Below are 22,821 nucleotides of genomic sequence, written 5' to 3' on the forward strand. Positions count from 1 at the left end.
GGGCTCCCTACTCCGCCGGATCGATCAGGATGGCGCGGAAATCGTTGACGTTGGTCAGGGTCGGTCCGGTGATGACCTGGTCGCCCAGCGCCTCGAAGAAAGTATGGCCGTCGTTGTCGGCCAGCTTCGCCTTCGCGCCGATGCCGCGTTCGGCGGCGCGGAGCAGCGTGTCGGGGGTGATGATGGCGCCGGCCACCTCCTCCGCTCCGTCGATGCCGTCGGTATCGCCTGCGATGCCCCAGATCCCCTTGGCGCCGTTGAGCGCGACGGCGGTGGAGAGCAGGAACTCGACGTTGCGCCCGCCCTTGCCCTCGCCGCGCACCGTCACCGTCGTCTCGCCGCCGGACAGCAGGACGCAGGGCGCCGGCAGCGGGTGGCCGTGGGTCGCGGCGGAGAGCGCGATGCCGGCCATGATCTTGCCGACCTCCGTCGCCTCCCCCTCCAGCGCGTCTCCCAGGAGCAGCGGGGTCACCCCGGCCTTGCGGGCCACTTCGGCGGCGGCTTCGAGCGAGAGCTGCGGCGTCGCGATCATCACGTTGGTGACGTTGGCGAGGCGCGGGTCGCCGGGCTTGGGAGTCTCGTCCTCGCCCCGGTCCAGGTGGCGCTGCACGGCATCGGACGGCGTGATGTTGTAGCGCCGGAGCACGGCCCGGGCGTCCTCGAAGGTGGACGGGTCCGGGACCGTGGGGCCGGAGGCGATGACCGAGGGATCGTCGCCGGGCACGTCGGAGATCAGCAGGCTGACGACCTTGGCGGGATGAGCCGCCGCACCCAGCCGCCCGCCCTTGATCGCCGAGAGGTGCTTGCGGACCGCGTTCATCTGCCCGATGTCGGCGCCGGAAGCGAGCAGCGCCTTGTTGACCGCCTGCTTGTCCTCCAGCGTCAGGCCCGGCGCCGGCAGCGCCAGCAGGGCCGATCCGCCGCCGGATATCAGGAACAGCACCAAGTCGTCAGGCCCCGCCCCTTCCGCCAGTTCGAGCACGCGCGCGGCGGCGGCATGGCCGGCCGCGTCGGGAACCGGATGGGACGCCTCCACGATCTCGATATGGCGGCACGGCACGGCATGCCCGTAGCGGGTGATCACCAGCCCTTCGAGGGGACCCGGCCAGTGATCCTCGACCGCCTTCGCCATGGCGGCGGAAGCCTTGCCGGCTCCGAGCACGATGGTGCGGCCCTTGGGCGGCGGCGGAAGGTGCCGCGGCACGACTTTCTCCGGCAATGCCGCATCGACCGCGGCATCGAACATCGCCCTCAGCAGATCGCGCTGCCGTGTCGCCATGATGGGTGTCCCTTTCCCTGTGTAGCGCCCGTTCGGGCCGTTCTGGGGCGCTCTACTTGGCGCCGATCTCGTGGTTTGCCATAAGTTCGAGGGCTCGCACCAGCGCCGAATGATCCCAGGCATTGCCGCCGTTGGCCGAGCAGGTGTTGAACAGCTCCTGGCAGGTGGCGGTGTTGGGCAACGCCACCTTCAGCTCGCGGGCACCCTGGAGCGCCAGGTTGAGGTCCTTCCGGTGCAGCTCGATGCGGAAGCCGGGATCGAAGGTCCGCTTGATCATCCGTTCGCCATGGACTTCCAGGATCTTGGAGCTGGCGAATCCGCCCATCAGCGCCTGCCGGACCTTCGCGGGGTCGGCTCCCGCCTTGGAGGCGAACAGCAGCGCCTCGCCGACCGCCTCGATGGTCAGCGCCACGATGATCTGGTTGGCGACCTTGGTGGTCTGCCCGTCGCCGTTGCCGCCGACCAGGGTGACGTTCTTGCCCATCAGGTCGAACAGCGGCTTGACCTTGTCGAACACGGCCTGCTCGCCGCCGACCATGATGGTCAGCGTTCCGGCCTTGGCCCCGACCTCGCCGCCGGACACGGGCGCGTCGAGGTAGTCGCAGCCCAGCTCGTTGACCCGCCGGGCGAACTCCTTGGTCGCCATGGGGGCGATCGAGCTCATGTCGACAACCACCTTGCCGGAACCGAGGCCCGAGGCGACGCCGTCGGCGCCGAACAGCGTCTCCTCGACGTCGGGGGTGTCGGGGACCATCAGGATGACGACGTCGGCCGCCTCCGCGACCGCACGCCGGGTCCCGACGATCTTGGCGCCGCCCTCGACCAGCTCTTCCGGGATGGGCGAGCGGTGCTTGACCAAGGTCAGCTCGTGGCCGGCGGACAGGATGCGCCCCGCCATGGGGCGGCCCATGATGCCGAGCCCGATGAAACCTACCTTCATGTCCCTTCTCCTTGATTGTCGCCCTGCCGAGCCGGTACGGGCCAATCGTCGGCCAGCATGATCTTCTCGACTCCGGCCAGATGCCGGCGCATCGCGTCGCGCGCGGCAGGCCCGTCGCGGCGGCCCAGCGCGTCGAGGATGCCAGCATGCTCCGCCAGCGATGCCCGATGGTTCTCGGGCAGGCCGCTGCGCCGGCTCAGCCCGTCGAAGATCGGCTCGCCGGAGTCGTCCCACAGCCGCTCGACCATCGAGGCAAGCACGGAGTTGCCGGTCGCGCGGGCGATCCGGGCGTGGAACAGGCGGTCGGCGGTCCGGACGTCCTGCCCGGATGCGACCCCGTCCCGCATCAGGTCCAGCGCCTGGGCGATCGAGGCGAGGTCGTCGGCGGTGGCGCGGCCGGCGGCGGCGAAGGCGACCTCCGGCTCGATCAGCAGGCGCGCGGCGATCAGCTCGAACGGGCTCGGACCGATATCGGGCGCCGAGAAGAATGGCGATGCCCCTTGCGGAGCCTTGCGGACATAGGCGCCGGACCCGGTCCGGACCTCCACGAGGCCGGCGATCTCCAGCGCGATCATGGCTTCCCGCACCGTCGGACGGCTGACGCCGAGCTGGCGCGCGAGGTCGCGTTCGGGGGGCAGGCGATGGCCCGGCGGGAGCTCGCCCCGCCGGATCAGGTCGCCGAGCTGGCCGGCCACCTGCTGGTACAGCCGCTGTGTCTCTACGGTCTGGATGGGCAGCGCAAGGTCCTCCGGCTTCCGGCTCGGTGATACCGGCGGACGCTCAGCGATCGTCGGACGACAGCGGGCGGGGCCGGCGTTCCGGCGGGGTATGGTTCATCGGGGCGAAGCTGCCGCCCTGGTAGCGCTGGCCGACGGCGTCGAGCGGGTTGGGCTTCGGCAGGATCTCGGCGGCGTAATCCTCGGCATTCTGGCGCGGGCGATAGCCCAGCCGCTCGGCACCCGAATTGTCCCAGTAGGACCGCGTGTTGGCCGAGACCCCCCAGACGGCGAGATAGCCGATGTCCGGCGCCGTGACGCAGCGGACGATCAGCTCGATCATGTCCTCGTGGCCGAGCCAGGTGCTGAGATGGCGGAACTGGGTCGGCCGCTCCTCGGCGGAGCCGATCCGCAGGCTGATTCCCTCGATGCCGTGCTTGTCCCAATACATCCGGGTCATGGCCTCGCCCCAGACCTTGCTGAGGCCGTAGAAGCCGTCGGGCCGGTAATCGCAGTCGAGGCCAAGCTTCTCCTCGACCGGGTGCATGCCGGTCGCGTGATTGGAACTGGCGAAGACGACCCGCCGGACGCCGTGGCGGCGGGCACCCTCGTAGACTTCGTACAGGGCGCGCAGGTTGTTTTCGATGATCTCGGGCAGCGGCTTCTCGTTGCTGGTGCCGGCCATGTGGACCAGCACGTCGGTGCCGGCGAGCAGCCGGTCCACCACGGCCGGGTCGCGGAGGTCGCCGTGGCAGACCTCCTCCTCCGGCGAGACCGGGTCGAGCGGGCGTGACCCGCCGGCCGAACGCAGACCGAAGCCGCGGGCCAGCAACGCCGGACGCAGCACGCGCCCGATGGAGCCGCTGCCCCCGGACAGGGCGACTTTCGTCATTGCGGCCAACTTTCGGTGACGGTGCGGCGTGAAAAGCTGCCTGGTGACGGCATGCGCATTTCCCCCATCCCTGGTGACAGGCCCGTCTTGCTGTTGCGGGCGTTCGGCATGCCGGTGAGTGTCGATGAAACAGGCACGCCCGTCAACCGGCTAAATGGCCGGGTGGCCTGACCAATTCAGCCGGATTGCAGGGTCAGGCCTTCCGCTCCTGCGCCAGCAGGTAAAGCCCCGAAGCGATGATGATCGCGGCGCCGGCGAAGGTCCAGGGCGACGGGACGTGGCCGAAGACAAGGTAGCCCAGGGTCACCATGCCGATGATCTGGGCATAGGTGAAGGGAGCCAGGACGGACGCCGGGACGTGCCGGTGGGCTAGGATGAGCAGGAAATGCCCCGCGGCGCCGAAGAAGCCGGCGCCCCCAGCATCGCCCAGGTCGCAAGGTCGGGCGGCGGCACCCACGCGGCGTATAGCCAAGGCAGCAGAGCCACCGTCGGGAAAGCCGCCATGACGAGCAGCATGCTGCCGGGCGATTCCGACTGGGCGAGCGACCGGGTCATGATGACATAGCCGGCGCTGGTGGCGGCAGACGCCAGCGACAGCAGCACTGCCCAATGGACTTCCGCGACGCCGGGCCGGGTCACCACCAGGATCCCGGCGAAACCGACCGCGATGGCGACCCAGCGCTTCGGCCCGACCGTCTCCTTCAGGAACAGCACCGACAGGATGGCGATGAACAGCGGTCCCAGGAACTGGATCGTCACCGTTTCGACCAACTGAAGATAGCGCAGCGCCATGAAGTTGAGGCCGGTGCACAGGGTCAGCAGGGCTGCGCGGCCGACCTGGGCGAAGGGCCGGTTCGTACGCCACGCCGACCGGGAACGCCACGGATTCAGGAACACCATGGCGAGGACGAAATGGATCGAGTAGCGGAACCAGACGACCTCCACGGTCGGAACATGCCGGCTGCTGAGTTTTGCCAACGTGTCCAGGAAGCAGAACAGGGTCACCGCCGCGACGGCGAGCCCTATGCCCTGGAGCCGGCGGCTTCGTGCGAGGGCAGCATCGACCGGAGCGGCATCGGTCAGCGTCTGGGCTTGGGTCACGGCGGTGGTCCGTTCTGCGCGTTGCCGGCAGGAGCAGCCCGGCGGGCGGGGAAGTACCACGCTCAGATAGCCGCTGCGCCGCAGGCGGGCAACTCACCTGAATCGTCAGCGGAGCGACCAGACCGCCGTGGGTGAGCCGGCGTCGTCCGTGCACAGGGGCAGCGCCTCCCCGTTGCGGTAAACGCGATAGCATTTGCCGGGATCGCCCGGAAGGAACCGTGAGGCCGGATCGAGGCCGGCGGGAATCCCGTCGGTCAGGAGCCACCGGTTGTCGGGCTGGAGGCAGATCGACGCCGGCTGCGCGCGGCAATCCGCCTGGCCGGGCGCGCAGTCCCGATAGGTCACGGCATAGCACAGGTTCTGCGCCGGCTCGCCTTGGGGCGGCATGCTCTGGCCGCCCGCCTGGGCGTGGTCCGGCGGGCCGCTCTGACCGCTCCGGGGGGCCGCGGCCGGCATCCCGCCGGCATCGTCGCCACCCGTGTCGCCGCCGGTGCAGCTGTATCCCTGGGCCTCGAAATCCCGCTTCATCCGGGCGATGGCATCGATGCAGACCTGGCCGGTTTCCCGTGCCTGCCACAGCGTCTGCGCCGGCTCGGCGTTCCGGTAATAGCGGACCGAGCACGGCGCACCGCCCGGCTCGAAGACCCGGTCCATGCGCCGGGTCTGGTCCGTGAGGGTGCATACATGGGTTTCAGTCTGCTCGGCCCGTGCCGCAGCGGGATGGATCAGCAGGCACAGGATGGCGGCCTGAAGCGTCGTACACAGCCTGATCGACAGCCCACCGTCGGTTTTCTGGCGGTCCCGGATCAATGATCTCTCCCCTAGCCTTCCACGATACCGGACCTGTTAACACGCGCGATCCGCTTTGTGGTCAAGAAGGGTGCAATCGGCCGCCTCGATCCGGGCGCTCATTCGGGTTACTGCGGATCGGCTTCGCACGGCGGTCCCGCGGGCCGTGGGGCCCGCGGGATTCAAAGGACCCGGGTCTCCGGATCACTGTGAAGGCTGGCTCGGTCCGCTCGCCGGGGCATCGCCTTCGCTGGGCTTGGCGGCCGCGCGCAGCACCTCCGCCTGGTTGACCATCTGGTCGCGCAGGAGGCTCAGCTGCTTCTCCGCATCGAGGAAGACGGCCTTCGCCGCTTCGGCCTGACGGGTCGCCTCCTGCTGCTGCTGGCGCAGCGCGTTGAGGGCCTGCGACCGCTGGGCCACCTCGTTGCCGATGGCGGCGAGGTTCTGGCTGGCAAGCGAAACAGCGCCCTGGAGTTCGGAAATCCGCTGTTCGCTCTGCGCGATCTCGGCGTTCAGCTCGTCGCGCCGGGCCGTCAGGTTGGCGAGCTGGCCTTCGATCTCCTTAGCCTCGGCCCCGGTCCTGGCCACCTGGTCCTCAAGCGCCTCCCGGGTACCGATTGCGGACTCCATGGCCGTCATGTCGGCGGCGATCCGATCCCGCTCGGCCCGAAGCCTCTCGATGTTCTTGCCGAGTTCCGCGACCTTGTCCTCGGCGATGTCGCGCGCCCAGGCGACGCCGCCGATCTTCTGGACCAGCTCGTTCCGCTCGCCCAGCAGGGTGGCGCGCAGGCGCTCCAGCCGGGCGACCTCGTCGACGAGCGGCATCAGTTCGTCCCGCTGGCTGGTGAGTGCGGCCACCCGCTTTTCGAGCCGGGCGACGTCGGTCTCGCCGACATCGCGCGCCCATGTGACGGCGCCGAGCCTCTGGACGATGCCGTTCCGCTCGTTCAGCATCATCGACCGCTCGACCTGGACATTGGCGAGCTCGTCGTTGAGGCTGGCGACCTGGGTGGTCAGCGGCTGCAGCTGGTCGCGCTCGCCGGTGACGGTGGCGAGCTGCCCCTGCGCTGTGGCGAGTTGGCCCTGGGTGGTGGTGAGTTGCCCCTGGACGTCACCGAGCTGCGCCTGAAGGCCGGCGACTTCCGTTTTCAGGCTCTCCGCCTGATTGCTGTAGGTATTGGCCCGGGTCCAACCGGTCACCGCCAGGATCAGGGCGATGGCCGTCGCGCCGCCGAGCAAATAGATCGTCCGCCGATTGACCCAGCCGGGCTCCCGTCCGGCGTTTTCGGGACCGGTATTGTGCGTTCCGCTCGGGGCGGCCGTCCCCGTGGGCTCGGCCTCTGTTCCATTGTGAGCCACGCTCGCCTCCCTATGCTCTCTGTTATCGTCTCGATGTTTTGGCTAGGGGGCCATAGGTATGCATGCCAAGTCAATAACCGGGTGAGTACTAACGGGGTTCTCCAGGGACTACGACTTTCGCTCTCGCCTGAAGCCCGGATGCCGTATTGATCGTGGTGAAACCGATTTGCCGACTTGGGCAACTACTTGTTCTCGCAATGAGGGGAGCCGGTCTCCCGGATCCCCTTTTTCATGACGACTTCGCAATCAGTGCGAGATCATCCAGGGACGTTTGGACGGGAACGTCTTCGCGCCGTCCCGCGTATAGACGGCGCTGCTCTTGCCGCCCGAGCAGCAGGAGCAGCCCGGACCGTGGGCGCCAGAGTGGCCCGCCGCCTGCCGGTCGGATTTCTTCGACAGTTTAGGCGCGTGGGCGCTCCGCTCGTTGGTTTCGAAGGCGGCCCGGCGCGCCGGGTCCATGCCGCCGATGCTGGGGAAGGACAGGTAGGCCCTGGACGCTGGCGCCCCGCAATCGGGACAGCCGCACGGCTCGGCGGACCGGGCCATGGGCCGCAGCGCCGTGAAGGCGCCGCAGCTTTCGCACATATAATCGTAGACCGGCATGGTGCTCCTCCTGACAGATCCGGGTTCACAGGTCCGGGGCGAGCGGCACGTCGACCGAGCCGTCCAGCATCTTCTTCGGTCCGTCCGAACCGGGATTGATGTCGAACTCGAACACGCCGGTCGGCAGCCACAGGGTGGCGCAGGCGTTGGGAATGTCGACCACGCCGCTGATATGGCCCTGGACCGGCGCCGTGCCGAGGATCGCGTAGGCCTGGGCGCGGGTGAAGCCGAACTTGGTCAGGTACTCGATCGCGTTAAGGCAGGCTTGGCGGTAGGCTACATGGACGTCGAGGTAATGCTGGACGCCGCCCTCGTCGACCGAAATCCCCTCGAAGATCAGGTAATCGTCGTAGGTCGGCTTGATCGGGCTGGGCTTGAAGATCGGGTTCTTGATTCCGAACTTCGCCATGCCGCCCTTGATCAGCTCGACCTTCAGGTGGATCCAGCCGGCCATTTCGATGGCGCCGCAGAAGGTGATCTCGCCGTCGCCCTGGCTGAAGTGCAGGTCGCCCATGGACAGGCCCGCCCCCGGCACATAGACCGGGAAGAACACCTTGGCGCCGCGCGACAGGTCCTTGATGTCGCAGTTGCCGCCATGCTCGCGCGGCGGCACGGTCCGCGCGCCCTCGGCGCCCGCCGCCTTCGCGTCGTCACCCTCGAGCCTGCCCATGTGGGCGGTCGGGCCGTAGGGCAGCGTGGCGAGCGCCGGCACCCGCTCGGGGTTGGTGTCGAACAGCGCCTTCTCCCGGGTGTTCCAGGTCTGGAGCATGTCGCGCGACGGCAGGCAGCCGATCAATCCGGGATGGATCAGGCCGGGGAAGCGGACGCCCGGCACGTGGCGCGACTTGGTGAACATGCCCTCGAAGTCCCAGATCGACTTTTGCGCCTCGGGGAAATGCTCGGTCAGGAAGCCGCCGCCGTTGTTCTTCGAGAAGAAGCCGTTGAAGCCCCACTGGCTGGCCGGGAAGGCGCCGATGTCGAGGAAATCGACCACCAGCAGGTCGCCCGGCTCCGCCCCCTCGACGCCGATCGGGCCGGACAGGAAATGGACCTGGCTCAGGTCTACGTCGCGCACGTCGGCGGCGCTGTCGTCGTTCTTGATCTGGCCGCCGGTCCAGTCGAAGCACTCGACGATGAAGTCGTCGCCGGGCTTTACCGTCGCCACCATCGGGATGTCCGGGTGCCAGCGGTTATGGATCATGTCGTTGTCGTAGGGGGAAGAGCCCAGGTCGATCTTGATGATTGTTTCCGCCATGTCAGCACTCCTTCTCGATGGGTTGTTTGTCTTGAGGGCGAAAGGAAATACGGCGTTCAGACCGACAGGTACCGGGCGACCTGCGCCTCGTCGATGCCGGCCCGGGGCTGGTCCTGGACGATACTGCCGTTCTCCAGCACCAGGACGCGGTCGGCGATGTCGAGCGCGAAGCTCAGCACCTGCTCCGACACGACGATGCTCAGTCCGCGCTCGTCGCGGATGCGCTTCAGGGTCCGGGCCATGTCGCGGATGATGCTGGGCTGGATGCCCTCGGTCGGCTCGTCCAGCAGAAGCACCTTGGGCCGGCTGGCGAGCGCGCGGGCGATGGCGAGCTGCTGCTGCTGGCCGCCGGACAGGTTGCCGCCGCGGCGGCTCCTCATCTCCAGCAGGACCGGGAACAGCTCGTAGATGTCGGGCGGGACCCTGGTCTCGCCCGAGACGGTCAGGCCGGTCTCAATGTTCTCCTGCACCGTCATGGTGGAGAAGATCATCCGGCCCTGGGGCACGAAGCCGACGCCCTTGGCCACGCGCTGATGGCTCTTGAGATGGGTGATGTCGGCCCCGCCGACCGCGACCGAGCCGCTGCGGGTGGGCACGATCCCCATCAGCGACTTCATCAGCGTGGTCTTGCCCATTCCGTTGCGGCCCATGATCGCGACGATCTCGTTCGGAGCGACCGTGAAGTCCAGGCCATGGAGAACCTCGCTCTGGCCATAGGCGACATGAAGGCTGGAGACGTTGAGCATTTTCGGCGTTTCCCCCTAATGGCCAAGGTAGACTTCGACGACGCGGGGATCATTCTTCACGTGGCTCATTGATCCTTCGGACAGGACCTTCCCCTGATGCAGGACGGTGACCCGGTGGGCGATGTCCTCGACGAACTTCATGTCGTGCTCGATCACGATCACCGCGCGGTCCTTGATGATCCGGTTGAGCAGGTCAGCCGTCTTGACCCGCTCGGCCACGCTCATGCCGGCCACTGGTTCGTCGAGCATCAGGAGCTTGGGGTCCTGGATCAGCAGCATGCCGATCTCCAGCCACTGCTTCTGCCCGTGGCTCAGAAATTCAGCCCGCTGGTCCAGGTGGTCCGCCAGGAAGATGGTCTCCGCGATCTCGTCGATGCGGCCCCTCACCGCGGCGTCCCGCTTGAAGGCCAGCGCGCCGAACACGGAATGGCCGCGCGGGTAGGAGATCTCCAGATTCTCGAAGACGCTCAGATCCTCATAGATCGAGGGATTCTGGAACTTGCGGCCGATCCCCTCGGCCACGATCCTGTCCTCGCGCAGCCGGGAGATCTCCTTGCCCTTGAACCTGATCGAGCCGCCCGTGGCGCGGGTCCGGCCGCAGATCAGGTCGAGCACCGTGGTCTTGCCGGCCCCATTGGGGCCGATGATGACGCGGATCTCGTTCTCCTCGACATAGAAGGACAGGTTCTCGACCGCCTTGAAGCCGTCGAAAGACACGGTCAGACCCTCGACCGAGAGGAGGAAACCGGTCTCGTTCACCATGGCTCAGGTCCTCCGCTCGGCGGGGGCGGCGGCCGGGGCGATCGGGCGCGCGCCGGGACGGAAGGCCGTCCAGCGGTCGAACAGCGGCTGGACATGGACTTGCCAGAGACCGGCGAGCCCGTTGGGGAACGCCATCACGACGCCGATGAACAGGGCGCCCATGGCGAACAGCCACAGTTCCGGAAAGCTCTCGGAGAAGATCGTCTTGGCGTAGTTGACGAACAGCGTGCCGTAGACGGCGCCGAACAGCGACAGCCGGCCGCCGACGGCGCAATAGATCACCATCTCGATCGACGGCACGATACCGACGAAGGACGGCGACATGAACCCGACCTGGAGCGTGAACATCGCCCCGCCGATCGCGGCCAGGACCGAGGCGAAGCAGAAGATGAAGATCTTGAAGTTGGAGACGTCGTAGCCGGAGAAGCGGACCCGGTCCTCCTTGTCGCGGATCGCCACCAGGATGCGGCCGTACTTGGAGCGGCGGACGAACTGGGCGGCAAGCAGGCAGCCGAGCAGCAGGGCCACGGTGACGAAGTACAGCACTTCCTTCGCGAAGTCGGTGCGGATGTCCCAGCCCTTGAGCGTGCGCAGGTCCGTGATGCCGTTGATGCCGCCGGTATAACCCTGCTGCCCGATGATCAGGATCGTCAGGATCGCGGCGATGGCCTGGGTGATGATCGCGAAATAGACCCCGCCGACACGCCGCTTGAACATCGCGACGCCGATGATCCAGGCGAAGGCCGCCGGCACCACCAGGATCGCGAGGATGGTCAATGCCAGGCTGTGGAATGGCAGCCAGAAGAAGGGCAACTCGGTGATCTGGTTCCAGTCCATGAAGTCGGGGATGCCGGGCGTGGACTGGATCGCGGTCGCCTCCGGGCTGGAGGCTTCCAGCTTCAGGAACATCGCCATGCAGTAGCCGCCGAGCCCGAAGAAGATCCCCTGCCCCAGGCTGAGGATGCCGGCGTTGCCCCAGCACAGCACCAGGCCAAGCGCCACGAAGGCGTAGGTCAGGTACTTGCCGACCAGGTTCAGCCGGAAGCCGTCGAGCGCCATGGGAAAGACGACCAGCAGCAGGGCCGCCAGCACCACGAGGAAGACGACCTCGTTCCGTCTGAGAAAGATATTGCCGCTTCTCATGGATGGTCCCTCACCGCCTTACCTTGAGGACGAACAGGCCCTGGGGCCGCAGCATGAGAATTCCGACCACCGTCAGCAGCGTCAGCACTTTCGCCATCGAGCCGCTGAGGAAGAATTCCATGGTGGACTGGGCCTGGGAGATCACGAAGGCCGACGCGATCGTGCCGAGCAGGCTCTGGGCACCGCCGAAAACCACCACCAGGAAGGTATCGACGATGTAGAGCTGCCCGGAGGTCGGCCCGGTCGATCCGACCATGGTGAAGGCGCTGCCGGCGACCCCGGCGATGCCGCAGCCGATGCCGAAGGTGTAGCGGTCGACCCGTTCGGTATCGATGCCGACCGCACCGGCCATCACCCGGTTCTGCATCACGGCCCGGACCTGCTTGCCCCAGCGCGAGCGGTACATCAGCACGCCGACCGCCGTGGTGATCATCAGGGTCAGCGCCATGACGAACAGGCCGTTGATCGGCACTTCGATCACGTCGGTGACCGGCAGCGAGCCGATCAGCCATTGCGGCAGTTCCACGCCGACCTCGCGGGCGCCGAAGACCGAGCGGTAGAACTGCTGGAGGATCAGGCTCAGGCCCCAGGTCGCCAGCAGCGTGTCCAGCGGCCTTCGGTAGAGGTGCCGAATCATCGACCATTCCACCAGCATGCCGAGCGCCCCCGCCCCGACGAAGGCAAGCGCCATGGCGACGAAGAAATAGGCGCTGAACAGGGCCGGTATGTAGTTGAGAAAGAAGTTCGACGTGAAATAGGTGATGTAGGCTCCGAGGATCAGGAATTCCCCGTGCGCCATGTTGATGACGCCCATCTGCCCGAAGATGATCGCGAGCCCGAGGGCCATCAGCACGAAAACGGAAAACAGGATCAGCCCGGCGAACCCCTGCATGGCGAAAATGGAGCCGAGTTCGGCCAGCGTGTAGCCTTCGAACATGGATCGCTCTCCTGGTGGACTATCGGGAGGAGGATGCCTGGATTGAACACTGCTGTTTGGCGAAGGCCCCAGGCCGCTCAGGCATCCTCTCCGCGGAAGCTGGATGCGGCGGTCACTGGTAGCCCTTCGGGAAGGGGTCCGGCTCCATCAGGTCCGCCGTCTCGTAGATCACCTCGTACTGGCCGTCCGCCTTGGCCTTGCCGACGCGGGTCTTGCTCCACAGGTGATGGTTCTCGTGGATGCGGACATAGCCTTCGGGCGCCTGCGAGAACTCGATGCCGGGGGAGGCCGCCGCCACCTTGTCCACGTCGAAGCTGCCGGCCTTCTCCACCGTCAGCTTCCACAGCCAGGGTCCCAGATAGGCCGCCTGGGTCACGTCACCGATGACGATGTTCTCGCCCCACATCTTCTTGAATGCCTGGACGAAGGCCTTGTTGTTGGGGTTGTCGAGGGACTGGAAATACTTCATGCAGGCATAGGCGCCGGCGATGTTCTCGCCGCCGATGCCGAGGATCTCGTCCTCGGTGACCGAGATGGTGACCAGCGTCTGCTTGGACAGGTCGATGCCGGCCGCCTTGAGCTGCTTGTAGAAGGCGACGTTGGAGCCGCCGACGATGATCGCGTAGATCACGTCGGGCTTGGTCAGCTTGATCTTGTTGATGACCGAGTTGAACTGGGTATGGCCGAGCGGGAAGTACTCCTCGCCCACGACCTTGAGGCTGTTCTTCTCGATGTGCTTGCGGGCGATCTTGTTGGAGGTGCGCGGCCAGATATAGTCGGAGCCCAGCAGGTAGAAGCTCTTGGCCTGCTTCTCCTTCACGACCCAGTCGATGCCGGCCAGGATCTGCTGCGTCGCCTCCTGCCCGGTGTAGATCACGTTCTTGGACTGCTCCAGGCCCTCGTAGAAGGTGGGATAGTAGAGCATGCCGTTGTACTGCTCGAATACCGGCAGCACCGCCTTGCGGGACGCCGAAGTCCAGCAGCCGAACACCGCGGCGGCCTTGTCGTTGACCAGAAGCTTCTTGGCCTTCTCCGCGAAGTTCGGCCAGTCGCTGGCGCCGTCCTCCTGGATGAACTCGATCTTGCGGCCGAGCACCCCTCCCATCTCATTGATCTGCGCGATCGCCAGCTTCTCCGCCTGGACCGACCCGGTCTCGCTGATCGCCATGGTGCCGGTGACGGAGTGGAGGATGCCGACCCGCACGGTGCCGTCGGTCACCGCGAGCCCGGTGGTGTTGACCGCGGAAGTCGCCGGCGCCTGCGCGTAGGCCGTCCGGGGCAGCAGTCCCGGCAGAAGCGCCGAGGCAGGCAGGGCCGCCATGCCGAGCAGCAGCTTGCGGCGCAGGGCGGATTCGGGGCGATCGGACTCAGGGCTGGTCGGGAAGTGATCGGAAGACATGCAACCTCCTTTAGCGTTCTGGCGTCGGGCAGGTGCGAAGGTTCCGGTCGATGCCGCGATGCAGCAATACGGTAATTGACGTATATGCTAGTATTCAGGGGCCGGGCTACCGTGTCCGACACCCATCATTCTCGGGACTTTCCAATCTGACGGTGGATCAAGGACGGATGGCGGCGCTCCAGAAGATCGTCAGGGTCCGGCGCACCTACAATCAGTGGGTCGCCAACCAGACCCTTGAGGACTTCGCGCTGCGTTTCACCGCCAAGGGCGCCCGGCGCTGGTCGGCGCTCCGGGTCGCCAACACCGCCCTGGGCGCCATCTCCTTCCTGGCGCTGGAGGCGATCGGCGGCACGGTGACGCTGAATTACGGCTTCACCAACGCGATGGCGGCGATCCTGGCGGTGGGTCTGCTGATCTTCGTCACGGCGGTACCGATCAGCTATTACGCCGCCCGTTACGGGGTGGACATCGACCTGCTGACCCGTGGCGCCGGGTTCGGCTATATCGGCTCGACCATCACGTCGCTGATCTACGCCTCCTTCACCTTCATCTTCTTCGCGATCGAGGCCGCGATCATGGCGCTGGCGCTGGAGATGGGGTTCGGCATCCCGCTGTCCGCCGGTTACCTGATCAGCTCGCTGGTGGTCATCCCGCTGGTGACCCACGGCATCACCTTCATCAGCCGGTTCCAGCTCTGGACCCAGCCGGTCTGGGTGGTGCTGCACGTTCTGCCCTTCGTCTTCATCGCGATCCACCATTCCGACGGGCTGGAGGAATGGACCGGCCATACCGGGCTTGCGGGAGATCCTGACGGGTCGTTCGACCTGCTGCTGTTCGGGGCGGCGTCAGGCGTGATCTTCGCGCTGATCGCCCAAGTCGGCGAGCAGGTCGATTTCCTGCGCTTCATGCCGGTGAAGCGCAGGGGAAACCGCTTCGTCTGGTGGACCTCGCTGATGTCGGCGGGGCCGGGCTGGATCGTGCTGGGGGCGGTGAAACTGGCGGCGGGATCGTTCCTGGCCGTCCTGGCGCTCGGCCAGGGGGTTTCGATCGAGCACGCGGCGGAGCCGACGCGGATGTACCTGGTGGCGTTCGGCCACGTGTTTTCCAGCGCCGACGTGGCGCTGTTCGTGATGGTGGCCTTCGTCGTCGTGTCGCAGATCAAGATCAACGTCACGAACTCCTATGCCGGGTCCATCGCCTGGTCGAACTTCTTCTCCCGGCTGACCCACAGCCATCCGGGCCGGGTGATCTGGCTGGTGTTCAACGTCGCGATCGCCTTCCTGCTGATGGCGGTCGGGATCTACAAGGCGCTGGAGCAGATCCTAGGCCTGTACTCGATCGTCGCGGTATCGTGGGTGGGCGCCATCGTCGCCGACCTGCTGATCAACAAGCCGCTGAAGCTGAGCCCGCCGCACATCGAGTTCAAGCGGGCGCACCTGTACGACATCAACCCGGTCGGCGTAGGCTCGATGCTGCTGGGGGTGCTGGCCTCGGCACTCGCCTTCACGGGGCTGTTCGGCGCCACCGTGGAGGCGCTGGCGCCGTTCGTGGCGCTGGCGGTGCCGTTCGCCGCGGCCCCGCTGATCGCCTGGGCGACGGGAGGGCGGTACTACATCGCGCGTTCCTCGGCGGGGCTGCTGCCGGGAACCCCGACGACCCGGTGCGTGATCTGCGAGCACGCCTTCGAGCGGGAGGACATGGCGTTCTGTCCGGCCTATTCGGGCGCCATCTGCTCGCTGTGCTGCTCGCTCGACGCCCGCTGCCACGATGTCTGCAAGCCCCAGTCGCGGATGCCGGAACAGGTGCTGGGCTGGCTGAGGCTGGCCCTGCCGGAGCGGGTGGTGGACCGCGTGAACTCCCGCCTGGGCCATTATCTGAGCCTGCTGTCGCTGTTCGGGCTGATCATCGGCCTGATCCTGACGGTGATCTATCACCAGGCGGTGCTGAACGACGACGCCCACCGCGAGACCATCGCCGGCATCTTCTGGAACCTGTTCTTCATCCTGATGATCATCACCGGCGTGGCGACCTGGCTGTTCGTGCTGGCCCAGGAAAGCCGCAAGGTCGCGCAGGAGGAGACCGCGCGCCAGACCAACCTGCTGATGCAGGAGATCGAGGCCCACGAGCGGACCGACGCCGAGCTTCAGAAGGCCAAGGAGGTCGCCGAGGCCGCCAACCTCGCCAAGAGCCGCTATGTGGTCGGCATGAGCCACGAGCTGCGCTCCCCGCTGAACGCGATCTTCGGCTATGCGCAGTTGCTGGAGGCCGACCAGACCATCCCGCCGCGCCGGCGAGACGCCATCAAGGTGATCCGGCGCAGCTCGGAGCACCTGTCGAGCCTGATCGAGGGACTGCTCGACATCTCGAAGATCGAGGCCGGCCGGCTGCGGCTGAACCGCGACGAGGTCCACCTGGTCGAGTTCCTGGACCAGATCGTCGACATGTTCAGGCTCCAGGCGACGGCGAAAGGGATAGAGTTCGTGTTCGACCGGCCGGAGACGCTGCCGCTGGTGGTCCATACCGACGCCAAGAGGCTGCGCCAGATCCTGATCAACCTGCTGTCCAACGCGATCAAGTTCACGCCCGGCGGCTTCATAGCGCTCCGCATCCGCTACCGCAGCCAAGTCGCCGACATCGAGGTGGAGGACAGCGGCATCGGCATCCTGCCCGACGACCTGGGCCGCATCTTCGAGCCGTTCGAGCGTGGCCAACTGGCCGGCGCCCGGATGACGCCCGGCACGGGATTGGGCCTGACCATCACCAAGCTGCTGACGGAGATCATGGGCGGCGAGATCTCTGTCGGCAGCACCGCCGGCAAGGGCAGCGTCTTTCGCGTCAAGCTGCTGCTGTCGGAGGTGCGGCGGCCGAGCCGGCTGGCGCCCGTCGCCCTGAAGATCACCGGCTACGCCGGACCGCGCCGGACGGTGCTGGTCGCCGACGACGATCCGGACCACCGGGAGCTGGTGACCGATATCCTGGGACCGCTGGGCTTCATCGTCTTCACCGCCATGGACGGCGGGTCGTGCGTGGCGCTGGCGGAGGAGATCCAGCCCGACCTGGTGCTGATGGACATTTCCATGCCCGGGATCAACGGGCGGGACGCCGCCCGGCTGCTGCGCCGGTCCCGCCAGGTCCGCGCCCGGATCGTCATGATCTCCGCCAACGCCGCGGAAGGGCGGGCGGAGCCGGGCGCCGACGAGGACGGCGGCACCGCCCATGACGGCTACCTGGAGAAGCCGATCACGATCCCGGCGCTGCTCGACGCGATCCGCGCCGTGCTGGGCCTGGACTGGATGCACGACGTGGCGGTAGAGCCGGTTCTGCCGGCGAAAGCCGGCTTCCCGCCCGAGACGGTGCCGGAGCGCGGACACCTGGACGACCTGCGCCAGCTCGGCCGGATCGGCTATGTGCGCGGGATCAAGACCAAGCTCGAAGAGATCGAGGTGAAGAGCCCCGAGTGCGGCCCGTTCGTCAGCCACATGAAGTCGCTGGTGAACGACCTGGCGCTCGACGATTACATGCGGACCCTGGAGGCGCTCGATGGTCATGCTGGATAGGCTGAAGGCACGCGACATCGTGCTGGTCGTCGATGATTCCCCGGAAACGCTCGGCATGCTGACCGACGCGCTGGAAGAAGCCGAAGTGACCGTGCTGGTAGCGCTGGAAGGCGCCAAGGCGCTGACGCTGGTCGACGAGATCACGCCCGACGTGATCCTGATGGACGCGATCATGCCGGGGATGAACGGCTTCGAGACCTGCAAGCGGTTGAAGGACAAGAAAAACGTGGCCCATGTGCCGGTCATCTTCATGACCGGCCTGACCGAGACCGAGCACATCGTCGCGGGCTTCGAGGCCGGCGGCGTCGATTACGTGACCAAGCCGATCGTGCCGGACGAGCTGATCGTCCGGATGCACGCCCACTTGGCGAACGCCCGGCTGGCCCAGAGCGCCCGCAGCGCGCTGGATGCCACCGGCAGGTTCCTGCTGGCCGCCAGCAAGGCGGGCGAGGTGCTGTGGTGCACGCCGCAGGCGAGCATCCTGCTGGCCCCGCTGCTGGACGCCGCCGCCGGCGACGGCGGGCGCCTGCCCGCCGCGGTCAGGAACTGGCTGGCCGAGCGTGACCGTTCGGGCTCCGACAGGCGGACGGACGGCGTCGCCGTGACATGCGGCGGCGACGGACATCAGATCCAGTTCACCTATGTCGGCCGTGCCGGCCCCGACGAGTTCCTGCTGCGGCTGGTCAACAACCGGAGCTGCGCCGAGGAAACCCTGCTGAAGGAAAGGCTCTGCCTGACCGCGCGGGAGTCCGAGGTTCTGCTGTGGATCGCCCGCGGCAAGTCCAACCGCGACATCAGCGAGATCCTCGGGATGAGCGCCCGCACGGTGAACAAGCATCTGGAACAGGTCTACGCCAAGCTGGGCGTGGAGAACCGCGCCTCGGCGGCGGTGATCGCGATCCGGACGGTGGGGCTGGTGTGAAGGAACTCCGCGCCGGCCTCCGACAACATTTCGTCTTTCCACGTGTTGAATCCCGTGTCGCCATGCCCGCGACCGGTTCCGGCAGGCGGGAGGGCGTTTCGACAACAATTCGCAGAGGGAGGAACACATGGCGGACGACAAGAGTAACACCGGCGCTGCCGCGACCGGCAGGGGTACCCAGCAGGCCGAGAACACGCTTCGCCAGGGGGCCGACCAGCTTCGCAACCAGATGGGCAACATGGCCGACGTGGCGGGAATGTCGGCGAAGGTCTCCCAGGAGCTGATCCAGCGCTCCGGCCAGAACTTCGAGATGATGAAGCGGATCGCCGAGACCATGACCTCGGGCGCCCGTAGCGCCGCCGGCGAGTGCGCGGAGTATGCCAAGCATTCCGCCAAGCGGCAGTCGGAGATGATGCAGCAGCTCGCCTCGGCGCGCAGCCCGAACGACGTCCTGGACATCCAGAACCGCTATCTCCAGGACAATCTGAAGGAACTGCTGAACTTCAGCGAGCGCCTGTCCCGCCTGTCGGCGGAAAAGGCCAAGGAAGCCGGCGAAAGGCTGGATCAGAAGGGCTGATTGGCTCCCTGGCTGCCTGATGTCAGGTGAGTCCGATGCTCCGGGCCGGTCGAAACAGCGGTCCGGAGTTTCGTCAGCAGGTCGGGCTTCTGATTGCTTTCAGGCGAGCTATGCCGGCATCAAGATAACATGCCGCATCGAAGAATATGCCCAGGTTTTCCTGGTTGCAGTGCCGCCTCTTGACCAGATACAACAGCTCGGTTTCGAGGTCCTGAAGCGCTTTTGCAGGGATATTGGGACTGCGATGAGTCCCTACAGAGCTCGACAGATGATCTTGGCTGATATCGAGATTGAGAAGCTGCAGGACCGTGTGGATTGCCGCTCTTTCCTGTAATGTATGAGCTTCGGGAGGATCTTCCTTGAGTCCTTGCAAATGGAGGTGGACGATTCTCCTTTGGCAAAGCCTGAAAAGGAGCACACCCGCGACCTTGCCTTCCGATACCCCATCCTGCAGCCTTCTTCGCTTCTGCAGGAATTCCAAGTCGGTTTCGCACTCCCGCAAGGCGGCGATGAATTCTGCCTTGGAAACACTAACCAAAGACCGCTTGTCTGGATCTGTGGCAGCAATCAAATAAGACGAGAATTGCGATACCAGATAGTCAATATTATCTTTATCGAACATGTCAGATACCGCATTGAAAACAAAATATTCACTGATCCAGAGACTTAATGATATCTCAAATCTATTCATGCGCTTTTTTCTCTCACTCATCGTTGGTTTGCCCGCCGTCTCAACCAACTGACTGAATCCTTCGGGTGTCGTGGTCATTCCGCTATTACCACCGTGTGGAAAGCTCGGAACTCCTTGTGCGACACCCAGAGCCACTTCATGGACGAAATCCGCCAATTTCCCTTCGTCTTCAAGTTCGGCCAGCGTAGGCATTGAATACCTCTAATTGAAAATTCAACGACAATCAGGGGCTTTTTATCACATTACCGCGACTGTTCAATCGCAAATCCACTCACGAGTTCACAAAGAAACATAACTTCGACCACTCTGAAACTAATGATGCACACCATCCCAGAAGGGAATACCAATGTATAACGCCGACTTCGAGTGTTGCGGGACTTCGTATCTTGATCCGCCCGAGCCTTATGACAAAAACGCCTATAACCGCACTGTTCTGTTCGTCGAACATTCGGCAGAAGGCGTCATATATCCTTGCTGTAATCTCCCGCACACAGAAACTGCGGTCTCTGTGAGCCGGTTTACAGGCCTCCGGACGCACAGCGGATAGGGTTTGTCCATCGAAGACGACAGCGGCAACCGCCGCGAACCCGAACCCCAAGCCCCGAAGGAGACACCGTCATGATCCGCATCACCGCCGCCCTGGTCGCCCTGTCCATCGTCACCGGTTCCCTGGCCGCCGGCCCGACCCTGGCCCAGCAGCGCGGCGGCGTCGAGATCGGCGGCAACGCCACCGTCATCGGCCTGGCGAACAACGCGGTCAACGCGGCCACCGGCTTCCTGGCGAAGGCGGACCAGAACATCGGCGCCGTCAAGGGCGACGTGAACATCAAGGGCAACGCCACCGTGATCGGCCTCGCCAACAACGCGGTCAACGCGGCCACCGGCTTCCTCTCCAACGCTTGCCAGTCGGTCGGCGTGGTCAGTTCCGAGAGCGACTGCTGATCCCGTAGTCCGGTTCGGCCCTTTTCCTCCTCTTCCTCTCCTCGCCTCCTACCTTGCGCCCCGCGGCCAGTGCCGCGGGGCATTTTTCGTTCGGCCGCATTTCGTCCGCTTCTCGCCCGGGCCGCTTCGCGCCTAAACTTCCCTGCCCGCTCCCGTGGATTTCTCCGGGGATCGATCATGTGAGACGCGATGAAGACGTCCGGACGTCGGCTGCCCCTGCCCACCTTGCCCCTGGCCGTGACCCTCTGCGGCTTCGCGCTGAGCTTCCTGTGGCCGATGGTCCGCTCGCGGCTTGGGCTGGGGATGGACGGCGCATTCGACGGTGCCGTGACGCTGCTGGCCGGGTCCGCCGGCTGGTTCGGGCTGGCCTGGTTCGGGACCCGCGTGGTCGACGGGTTGCTGCGGCGGCCGGCGGCATCCGACCGGTCGCCTGCGGCGCCCCGGCTGGTCGGCGACCTGACGCGCGTCCTGTTCTTCGGGCTGGCCGGACTGGCGGTCGCCAGCTTCGTCCTTCGCCTGCCGGTCACCGGCCTGATCGCGACATCGGGCGTGGTCATAGCGGTCCTGGGATTCGCGCTGCGCAACATCCTGGCCGACATCTTCTCCGGCATCGCGATCAATGTCGAACATCCCTACCGGATCGGCGACTGGATCCAGGTGGGAGCGGCCTCCGGCGGACCCGGGGCGACGGGCAAGGTGGTCGAGGTCAACTGGCGCTCGACCCGGCTGCTGACGACGGACGGGACCACCGTCATACTGCCCAACGGCCTGATCGCCGGCAGCCGCTTCGTCAACTACAGCCTGCCGGATGCCTCCTACCGGGCGTCGCTGCGGGTCCACCTGGACCCTGCGGTGCCGGTCAGGCGGGCGCGCCGGGTGCTGCTGTCCGCCCTGCTGTCGGTCGACCACCTGCTGGCCGAGGGGCAGTCGGACGTGGTGGTGGACAGCGTCGGGGAGGCGGGCGTCTGCTACCTGCTGCGCTTCCGGGTGCCGGACCACGGCGCGGAGGTGGCCTGCCGCGACGCGGTGGCCGCCGCCGTGCTGAAGGCGCTGCGCGACGCCGGCCTGGCGGTCTCGGCGCCGCGCCGGAGCCTGGTCCCGCAGAACCGCGCCGGCCGCGACCTGGAAGGCATGGACATCTGCCGCCGCATGCTGGGCGCGATCCCCCTGTTCCAGGCTTTCACGACCGCCGAACTCGACGCGCTGGCGAGCCGGATGAAGCGCCGGCAGTTCGCGTCCGGCGCCGTGGTGGTCAACCAGGGCGACCAGGGGTCCTCGCTCTTCCTGGTGACCGAGGGGCTGCTGGAAGTCCGGGGCACCGTCATGGGCGGGGACGGATCGCGGCCGGTCGTGCTGGACCGCATGGCACCGGGAGCCATCTTCGGCGAGATGGCGCTGCTGACCGGCGAACCGCGCAGCGCCACGGTGGAGGCCCTGACCGACGCCGTCGTCTACGAACTGGCCGGCGAGCATCTGCGCCCGCTGCTGCACGACCGCGCCGAACTGGCAGAAAGGCTTTCGGAGCTGATGGCGGAACGGGCGGAGCACAACGCGGAGAAGCGCGCGACCGCGCTGCGCCCGATGCCGGTCGCGCCGGCCCCCCACCGGCGCGACCTGCTGGACCGCCTGCGGGACTTCTTCGGACTGCCGGCGCCATGATTGGCACCGGTCGGATTTCCGCTGAACAGAACCGCCGGACGTGGCCCGCTTCACAGTGATTCCGGGCCTGATGTAAGCCGGTTTACATCGACGGCACAAGGGTTTGGGTAGGTTTGTGTCATCGCGAAGGACGCGATCGGCTCTGAAGCCGAAACCCACCGCAAACCCGATGAAAAGGAGTTCAGTCCATGATCCGCATCACCACCGCCCCCGCTCTGGTCGCCCTGTCCATCGTCATCGGTTCCCTGGCCGCCGGCCCGGCCCTGGCCCAGCAGCGCGGCGGCGTCGAGATCGGCGGCAACGCCACCGTCATCGGCCTGGCGAACAACGCGGTCAACGCCGCCACCGGCTTCCTGGCGAAGGCGGACCAGAACATCGGCTCGGTCAAGGGCGACGTGAACGTCAAGGGCAACGCCACCGTGATCGGCCTCGCCAACAACGCGGTCAACGCCTCGACCGGCTTCCTGTCCAGCGCTTGCCAGACGGTCGGCGGGATCAACTCCGAAAGCGACTGCTGAGGGAACGGCACGGCCCCGCGGCGCAAGCACCGCC

Annotated in this window: 22 protein-coding genes; 6 read left to right on the top strand and 16 right to left on the bottom strand. The window is 66.4% G+C overall.

Going from position 1 to position 22,821, the window contains the following annotated elements; genetic code table 11:
• Positions 1–7: 7 nt before the first annotated feature.
• The 15 genes from DPR14_RS16240 to urtA all read right to left on the bottom strand — a co-directional run bounded on the left by DPR14_RS16240 (position 8) and on the right by urtA (position 13,921).
• Complete coding sequence (locus DPR14_RS16240; protein ID WP_158046083.1) at positions 8–1,279, bottom strand: glycerate kinase type-2 family protein; 1,272 nt, start codon at positions 1,277–1,279, stop codon at positions 8–10.
• A gap of 52 nt (positions 1,280–1,331) precedes the next feature.
• Positions 1,332–2,219 (bottom strand): 2-hydroxy-3-oxopropionate reductase, encoded by an 888-nt coding sequence (gene glxR / locus DPR14_RS16245; RefSeq protein ID WP_158046084.1) that lies wholly within the window; start codon positions 2,217–2,219, stop codon positions 1,332–1,334.
• Positions 2,216–2,914 carry a FadR/GntR family transcriptional regulator gene (locus DPR14_RS28300; protein ID WP_281352629.1) on the bottom strand — a complete coding sequence of 233 codons (699 nt, stop codon included), beginning with the start codon at positions 2,912–2,914 and terminating at the stop codon, positions 2,216–2,218. Before DPR14_RS28300 ends, glxR begins: the two co-directional genes overlap by 4 nt.
• A gap of 85 nt (positions 2,915–2,999) precedes the next feature.
• A complete protein-coding gene (locus DPR14_RS16255) occupies positions 3,000–3,827 on the bottom strand; it encodes an NAD-dependent epimerase/dehydratase family protein (RefSeq protein ID WP_158046086.1) in 828 nt (275 codons plus the stop codon).
• A 193-nt stretch (positions 3,828–4,020) separates the two neighbouring features.
• Complete coding sequence (locus DPR14_RS16260) at positions 4,021–4,299, bottom strand: DMT family transporter (RefSeq protein ID WP_192499501.1); 279 nt, start codon at positions 4,297–4,299, stop codon at positions 4,021–4,023.
• Positions 4,197–4,928: a DMT family transporter gene (locus DPR14_RS16265; RefSeq protein WP_192498980.1), complete on the bottom strand. Its 732-nt coding sequence runs from the start codon at positions 4,926–4,928 to the stop codon at positions 4,197–4,199. Before DPR14_RS16265 ends, DPR14_RS16260 begins: the two co-directional genes overlap by 103 nt.
• Positions 4,929–5,033: 105 nt before the next feature.
• Positions 5,034–5,738 (bottom strand): hypothetical protein, encoded by a 705-nt coding sequence (locus DPR14_RS16270; RefSeq protein ID WP_158046089.1) that lies wholly within the window; start codon positions 5,736–5,738, stop codon positions 5,034–5,036.
• 183 nt (positions 5,739–5,921) lie between these two features.
• Positions 5,922–7,076: a coiled-coil domain-containing protein gene (locus tag DPR14_RS16275; protein ID WP_158046090.1), complete on the bottom strand. Its 1,155-nt coding sequence runs from the start codon at positions 7,074–7,076 to the stop codon at positions 5,922–5,924.
• Positions 7,077–7,322: 246 nt separating this feature from the next.
• Positions 7,323–7,679, bottom strand: coding sequence for an FmdB family zinc ribbon protein (locus tag DPR14_RS16280; RefSeq protein WP_158046091.1), 357 nt, complete (start codon positions 7,677–7,679; stop codon positions 7,323–7,325).
• Between the two features lie 25 nt (positions 7,680–7,704).
• Positions 7,705–8,934, bottom strand: a complete 1,230-nt coding sequence (gene fmdA / locus DPR14_RS16285; protein ID WP_158046092.1) for a formamidase — start codon at positions 8,932–8,934, stop codon at positions 7,705–7,707.
• Between the two features lie 56 nt (positions 8,935–8,990).
• Positions 8,991–9,680, bottom strand: a complete 690-nt coding sequence (gene urtE, locus DPR14_RS16290) for an urea ABC transporter ATP-binding subunit UrtE (RefSeq protein WP_158046093.1) — start codon at positions 9,678–9,680, stop codon at positions 8,991–8,993.
• Positions 9,681–9,695: 15 nt separating this feature from the next.
• On the bottom strand, positions 9,696–10,442 hold the full coding sequence (gene urtD / locus DPR14_RS16295; protein WP_158046094.1) for an urea ABC transporter ATP-binding protein UrtD: 747 nt from the start codon (positions 10,440–10,442) through the stop codon (positions 9,696–9,698).
• 3 nt (positions 10,443–10,445) lie between these two features.
• Positions 10,446–11,585, bottom strand: a complete 1,140-nt coding sequence (urtC, locus tag DPR14_RS16300) for an urea ABC transporter permease subunit UrtC (protein ID WP_158046095.1) — start codon at positions 11,583–11,585, stop codon at positions 10,446–10,448.
• 10 nt (positions 11,586–11,595) lie between these two features.
• A complete protein-coding gene (urtB, locus tag DPR14_RS16305; RefSeq protein ID WP_158046096.1) occupies positions 11,596–12,522 on the bottom strand; it encodes an urea ABC transporter permease subunit UrtB in 927 nt (308 codons plus the stop codon).
• A gap of 112 nt (positions 12,523–12,634) precedes the next feature.
• On the bottom strand, positions 12,635–13,921 hold the full coding sequence (gene urtA / locus DPR14_RS16310) for an urea ABC transporter substrate-binding protein (RefSeq protein WP_158046097.1): 1,287 nt from the start codon (positions 13,919–13,921) through the stop codon (positions 12,635–12,637).
• A gap of 167 nt (positions 13,922–14,088) precedes the next feature.
• Between urtA and DPR14_RS16315 the strand changes: the two genes are divergently transcribed.
• From DPR14_RS16315 to DPR14_RS16325, 3 genes are all read left to right on the top strand, one after another.
• Positions 14,089–17,478, top strand: coding sequence for a hybrid sensor histidine kinase/response regulator (locus DPR14_RS16315; RefSeq protein ID WP_158046098.1), 3,390 nt, complete (start codon positions 14,089–14,091; stop codon positions 17,476–17,478).
• Positions 17,462–18,400 carry a response regulator transcription factor gene (locus DPR14_RS16320; protein WP_211103791.1) on the top strand — a complete coding sequence of 313 codons (939 nt, stop codon included), beginning with the start codon at positions 17,462–17,464 and terminating at the stop codon, positions 18,398–18,400. The genes DPR14_RS16315 and DPR14_RS16320 overlap by 17 nt, the downstream gene beginning before the upstream one ends.
• 127 nt (positions 18,401–18,527) lie before the next feature.
• A complete protein-coding gene (locus DPR14_RS16325; RefSeq protein WP_158046099.1) occupies positions 18,528–18,977 on the top strand; it encodes a phasin family protein in 450 nt (149 codons plus the stop codon).
• Between the two features lie 73 nt (positions 18,978–19,050).
• On the opposite strand, the gene DPR14_RS16330 is transcribed toward DPR14_RS16325, so the two are convergent.
• Positions 19,051–19,860: a hypothetical protein gene (locus DPR14_RS16330; RefSeq protein WP_158046100.1), complete on the bottom strand. Its 810-nt coding sequence runs from the start codon at positions 19,858–19,860 to the stop codon at positions 19,051–19,053.
• Positions 19,861–20,286: 426 nt separating this feature from the next.
• Between DPR14_RS16330 and DPR14_RS16335 the strand changes: the two genes are divergently transcribed.
• The 3 genes from DPR14_RS16335 to DPR14_RS16345 all read left to right on the top strand — a co-directional run bounded on the left by DPR14_RS16335 (position 20,287) and on the right by DPR14_RS16345 (position 22,787).
• On the top strand, positions 20,287–20,610 hold the full coding sequence (locus tag DPR14_RS16335) for a hypothetical protein (protein ID WP_158046101.1): 324 nt from the start codon (positions 20,287–20,289) through the stop codon (positions 20,608–20,610).
• A 189-nt stretch (positions 20,611–20,799) separates the two neighbouring features.
• Positions 20,800–22,269 carry a mechanosensitive ion channel family protein gene (locus DPR14_RS16340; RefSeq protein WP_158046102.1) on the top strand — a complete coding sequence of 490 codons (1,470 nt, stop codon included), beginning with the start codon at positions 20,800–20,802 and terminating at the stop codon, positions 22,267–22,269.
• A gap of 188 nt (positions 22,270–22,457) precedes the next feature.
• Positions 22,458–22,787, top strand: coding sequence for a hypothetical protein (locus DPR14_RS16345; protein ID WP_158046103.1), 330 nt, complete (start codon positions 22,458–22,460; stop codon positions 22,785–22,787).
• The last annotated feature ends 34 nt before the right edge of the window (positions 22,788–22,821 follow it).

This window comes from Skermanella pratensis, assembly GCF_008843145.1.
Classification (GTDB): Bacteria; Pseudomonadota; Alphaproteobacteria; order Azospirillales; family Azospirillaceae; genus Skermanella; species Skermanella pratensis.

What these genes read in the sequence shown, in the direction of transcription:
- DPR14_RS16240 (WP_158046083.1), bottom strand. Translation starts at nt 1,279, where the DNA reads ATGGCGACACGGCAGCGCGATCTGCTGAGGGCGATGTTCGATGCCGCG.
- glxR (WP_158046084.1), bottom strand. Translation starts at nt 2,219, where the DNA reads ATGAAGGTAGGTTTCATCGGGCTCGGCATCATGGGCCGCCCCATGGCG.
- DPR14_RS16255 (WP_158046086.1), bottom strand. Translation starts at nt 3,827, where the DNA reads ATGACGAAAGTCGCCCTGTCCGGGGGCAGCGGCTCCATCGGGCGCGTG.
- DPR14_RS16280 (WP_158046091.1), bottom strand. Translation starts at nt 7,679, where the DNA reads ATGCCGGTCTACGATTATATGTGCGAAAGCTGCGGCGCCTTCACGGCG.
- fmdA (WP_158046092.1), bottom strand. Translation starts at nt 8,934, where the DNA reads ATGGCGGAAACAATCATCAAGATCGACCTGGGCTCTTCCCCCTACGAC.
- urtE (WP_158046093.1), bottom strand. Translation starts at nt 9,680, where the DNA reads ATGCTCAACGTCTCCAGCCTTCATGTCGCCTATGGCCAGAGCGAGGTT.
- urtD (WP_158046094.1), bottom strand. Translation starts at nt 10,442, where the DNA reads ATGGTGAACGAGACCGGTTTCCTCCTCTCGGTCGAGGGTCTGACCGTG.
- urtC (WP_158046095.1), bottom strand. Translation starts at nt 11,585, where the DNA reads ATGAGAAGCGGCAATATCTTTCTCAGACGGAACGAGGTCGTCTTCCTC.
- urtB (WP_158046096.1), bottom strand. Translation starts at nt 12,522, where the DNA reads ATGTTCGAAGGCTACACGCTGGCCGAACTCGGCTCCATTTTCGCCATG.
- urtA (WP_158046097.1), bottom strand. Translation starts at nt 13,921, where the DNA reads ATGTCTTCCGATCACTTCCCGACCAGCCCTGAGTCCGATCGCCCCGAA.
- DPR14_RS16315 (WP_158046098.1), top strand. Translation starts at nt 14,089, where the DNA reads ATGGCGGCGCTCCAGAAGATCGTCAGGGTCCGGCGCACCTACAATCAG.
- DPR14_RS16320 (WP_211103791.1), top strand. Translation starts at nt 17,462, where the DNA reads ATGGTCATGCTGGATAGGCTGAAGGCACGCGACATCGTGCTGGTCGTC.
- DPR14_RS16325 (WP_158046099.1), top strand. Translation starts at nt 18,528, where the DNA reads ATGGCGGACGACAAGAGTAACACCGGCGCTGCCGCGACCGGCAGGGGT.
- DPR14_RS16330 (WP_158046100.1), bottom strand. Translation starts at nt 19,860, where the DNA reads ATGCCTACGCTGGCCGAACTTGAAGACGAAGGGAAATTGGCGGATTTC.
- DPR14_RS16335 (WP_158046101.1), top strand. Translation starts at nt 20,287, where the DNA reads ATGATCCGCATCACCGCCGCCCTGGTCGCCCTGTCCATCGTCACCGGT.
- DPR14_RS16340 (WP_158046102.1), top strand. Translation starts at nt 20,800, where the DNA reads ATGAAGACGTCCGGACGTCGGCTGCCCCTGCCCACCTTGCCCCTGGCC.
- DPR14_RS16345 (WP_158046103.1), top strand. Translation starts at nt 22,458, where the DNA reads ATGATCCGCATCACCACCGCCCCCGCTCTGGTCGCCCTGTCCATCGTC.